Annotated in this window: 4 protein-coding genes; 2 read left to right on the top strand and 2 right to left on the bottom strand. The window is 49.3% G+C overall.

All coding sequences use genetic code 11. The features are described 5' to 3' along the window. Positions 1-240 precede the first annotated feature (240 nt). Together U869_RS0126795 and U869_RS0126790 are read right to left on the bottom strand one after the other, a co-directional pair. On the bottom strand, positions 241-1,068 hold the full coding sequence (locus U869_RS0126795) for a phosphoenolpyruvate hydrolase family protein (protein ID WP_025123855.1): 828 nt from the start codon (positions 1,066-1,068) through the stop codon (positions 241-243). After that, positions 1,065-2,321 (bottom strand): Tm-1-like ATP-binding domain-containing protein, encoded by a 1,257-nt coding sequence (locus U869_RS0126790; RefSeq protein ID WP_025123854.1) that lies wholly within the window; start codon positions 2,319-2,321, stop codon positions 1,065-1,067. Before U869_RS0126790 ends, U869_RS0126795 begins: the two co-directional genes overlap by 4 nt. A gap of 131 nt (positions 2,322-2,452) precedes the next feature. On the opposite strand from U869_RS0126790, the gene U869_RS0126785 reads away from it, so the two are divergent. Together U869_RS0126785 and U869_RS0126780 are read left to right on the top strand one after the other, a co-directional pair. Beyond that, entirely contained in the window at positions 2,453-3,076 is a 624-nt protein-coding gene (locus U869_RS0126785; protein WP_025123853.1) for a hypothetical protein, read from the top strand. 258 nt (positions 3,077-3,334) lie between these two features. Beyond that, positions 3,335-3,826, top strand: a 492-nt coding sequence (locus tag U869_RS0126780; protein WP_029988711.1) for an alpha/beta hydrolase, incomplete at its 3' end; no start/stop codon positions are given.

Here is a 3,826-nt window from a genome sequence, read left to right as displayed (position 1 = left end):
GTATTAGTTGACCACTACAGGTTGTATCCGCCGGAAGAATTCATAGCATGGGGTATCCTGATAGTGAACAGGCGCTCCACTCTATGAGGGAAAATGACGGCTGCAACAAAAAACTCTATATTGATATTTAAAACTTTCTTTCATAGAAAACGCCCCATAACTGCCGGGGCGTTATATTGAATACCCTTCAAATAGTTGCTTTAACTTTCCACTCCATTGACTGAGCTAATATATTGGGTATTAATTCAGTTTTATTTTCTTAAATGCGTTAATGGTATTCTTAATCGCCACTTCTGTCGGTAAACGCTCCATCGAACTGGCACCGTAAAACCCGTGGCAGTCAGAACAATGCGACAGAATATAAGCTGCATCTTCCGGCTCTGCGATGGGCCCACCGTGGCACAGCACGATAACATCCCCACGCACGGCTTTTGCCGCTGCGGCACAGGCATTGATCACTGGGACACAAGACTCCAGATTGTGCGCAGTATTTGCACCAACATCACCTCCGGTCGTTAATCCCAGATGTACAACAATGATATCCGCACCGGCTTCAGTCATCGCTACCGCATCTTCCTCACTAAAGACATACGGCGTGGTCAACATCCCTTTATCGTGCGCCTGGCGGATCATCTCCACCTCCAGGCCATAACCCATCCCCGTTTCCTCCAGGTTCTTGCGGAAATTCCCATCAATCAGCCCGACGGTAGGGAAGTTCTGGACACCGGCAAAGCCCTGCACTTTCAATTCGTCCAAGAACAACGGAATATTGCAGAAGGGATCTGTTCCACAAACACCGGCCAGCACTGGCGTTTCTTTTACCACTGGCAGCACTTCATTACCCATCTCACGCACAATCTGGTTGGCGTTACCGTACGGCATCAATCCCGCCAGCGAACCACGCCCTGCCATCCGAAAACGGCCACTGTTGTAGATCACAATCAAATCTACACCGCCAGCTTCTTCGCAACGTGCAGACAGACCCGTTCCTGCCCCAGCACCGATAATGGGTTCCTGGCGCAAGACTTTCTGTTGCAGCTTCTCTTTCACTGTATCGTAATTTTTCATAAAGGTTTCCCTGGTGTTGAATCATGTTCAGTTCCCTGGTGTTGCATGACATTCTGGAACTGAGCAATCACAAGCGAGCAAAACTCAGGTGCATTGATGTGGTGAGGCGTTTTGATAATCTGGCGTTGTGCCGTCTGAACGACCGTTGACTCCAATCCTTCAGCAAAAGCCTGCCTTGCCTGTGGATCAAAGAACAGTTGCCCTGGAGCATCTAATGCCGAAAATCCGCCCTCTGGAATGATGAAACGTACCGGCCCTTCGCAAAGATTAAGCTTGTTGCCAATCCAGACGCCGAGCTGGTAGTTTTCCTCTGGTGTTGTGCGCATCAGCGTCACCTGAGCGTTATGCTCTACAAACTGCCGATGAGCATAACGCTCAGGTATGCTGTCCCGACCACTGAAATTAACCATGTCGAGTGCCCCAGCACTCCCTACCCACGGCGTCTGCGTTTGTGCGATACAGTCAAGACGTGTTTCAGGGCAGGCAAGAACGCCACCGAACAGCAAATCCGCCGCCTCAGTCAACGTGATATCAAGAACACCGACAATTTCACGGTTTTGAACCAATCGCTCCATACTGGTTCCACCATTTCCCGTAGCATGGAAGACCAACGGATCGAATTGTTCACCCAACGATGCAACCAACTGATTGATGCAGGGCGTTGTTACACCAAACATCGTCAGGCCTAAAACCGGTTTTCTTGCGTGATCATATTCAATAGCATTGTTAACGGCACCGGCTATCATATTGGCCGCATTTGCCAGAATAGTGCGTGACAAGTAGTTCAAACCACTAAGGTCGGTAACGGTATACAACATGGCGATATCGACACCACCGACATATCCCCCAACATTGCCCGATGCCATAGTTGACACCATTAACTTGGGAATACCGATAGGCATTACCTGCATGGCGGACGTTACCAATGCCGTTCCTCCAGAGCCCCCAATACCGATAAGGCCGGAAATATCATCCACCGTGTTCCGCAAGAAATGGGTCAGCGCGGTAGCCATTGCGGTAACAGCTCTCCCGCGTTCGCCACAGAACACGGCGTCTATACCATCAGGGTGGTAGGCCGCAATCTGCGTAGCATTGATATCCACTTGATTGTTTTCATGAAAGGCAATCGATGAACCGGTAGAGACATCAATAATATGAGAATCCACCCCTGCGGAACGCAGACAGGACTTCAACCAAAGCAGTTCATCAAGCTTGGTATCTGCGGTCCCTATGATGTAGACAAATTTAGCCATAGACGACTCACTCCATGTAAGACGTGAAAGATGTGTTGAGATAGTGCAATATAAAGCTAGGCTAATATTTTATATCTCGCAAGATATTTTTATCCTTTGGGATATTTTTGTTGCAAAAATGAGGCATCACGATGATTCTGTTTGATGAGAACAACCTCTCGCCAGTACGACGCAGAACGCTGGAACGCTTGACCAGTGCGGCACTCAAACTATATCAAGAGCAAAAATTCCCTTCGCCAGAAGAAATCACACGAGAGGCCGAGTACGCCAAAGTCACGCTCAAAAGCTATTTCTCAACACACAGTGAGTTCGTCGAGTACGTGGTCAAGCAGGTGATCAACTCATTTGATAAACCCGCAATGGACAACACGGCTGAAGAAAATGTAGAAAAACTGCTCACTTGGGGATTTGGCGAACTGGATACGCATGAAGCGCTGATGCGTGACGCCATGCGCATTTCCCAACAGCGCTGGCAAGCTTCAGTATCTGGGGACTCGGAGAATGAAGAGATAGGCTCTCTCAAAAAGAGCAACCGAAAGGCTGCTTTGTCTGAAGCCCTATCGCCACTGGAGGATCAGCTTCCAGAAGAGGCACGCCACAAACTGGTGATGTTAATGTCGGTTCTCTACGGGACTGAGGCGCTGACAGTGCTCAAGGACAGTTTTGGGCTAAACAAAGATGAAATCGCCGATCTCACCGTCTGGGGGGCAAAACTAATGCTGCGCCAGGCTTTGGCAGAGAATAACAACCGTTAAAAAAGAATGCTCCTGATGATGAAATGGAGAAACGGAGCTTGCCTATGGAGCGCTTTGTTCCAGACGCAAGCCAACAGCTTCATGAGCTGTATTAGCTCAGACTTAACCTGACACTGCTACGGCACAGAGCCAATCAGACAGGCAGCTCTGTGCCAGCAGCGGACTTTTCTAACGCCGTTGATGTATTAATCAATGGAGAGCAGGTCATATTTATAATATAAATTGACTGGTACGCTGAATTTTACAGGAACATCTCCGATGAATATTGCCGCCTCTATTGCCCTTTTGAGCGCTTGCCCATTTGTGAGTCTGGCGGCAGTACCGGTGACCTTTTCCGAAACAGTCCTGGATGCCGCAGGGCCAAAAGGCCCTTTGAAAGGTACGTTACTCACCCCGAATTCAAAACCAACAGCCGTTGTTCTTATCGTTCCTGGCTCCGGGCCGACCGATCGGGATGGAAACAACCCGCTTGGTGTGAATGCATCACCTTACCGACTTCTTGCTGAAGGCCTGGCTGCCAAAGGCTTTGCGACGCTTCGTATCGACAAACGTGGAATGTTCGCTAGCGCAATGGCCGTAGAGGATGCCAATGCGGTGACGATTGCTGACTATGTTGACGACGTTCGATCCTGGGTAGACGTGCTTAGATGTCACATGCACATTCCCTGTATTTGGGTTTTAGGACACAGCGAAGGGGGCGTAGTCGCGCTTGCCTCGGCTCAGGAAGAGGGTCAAGTATTCAATGTGTTG

Source organism: Serratia sp. H1w, from assembly GCF_000633355.1.
In the GTDB taxonomy this organism is placed as follows: Bacteria; Pseudomonadota; Gammaproteobacteria; order Enterobacterales; family Enterobacteriaceae; genus Chania.
The sequence above is the reverse complement of the archived record's forward strand: the minus strand, read 5'-3'. Positions and strand labels throughout refer to the sequence as shown.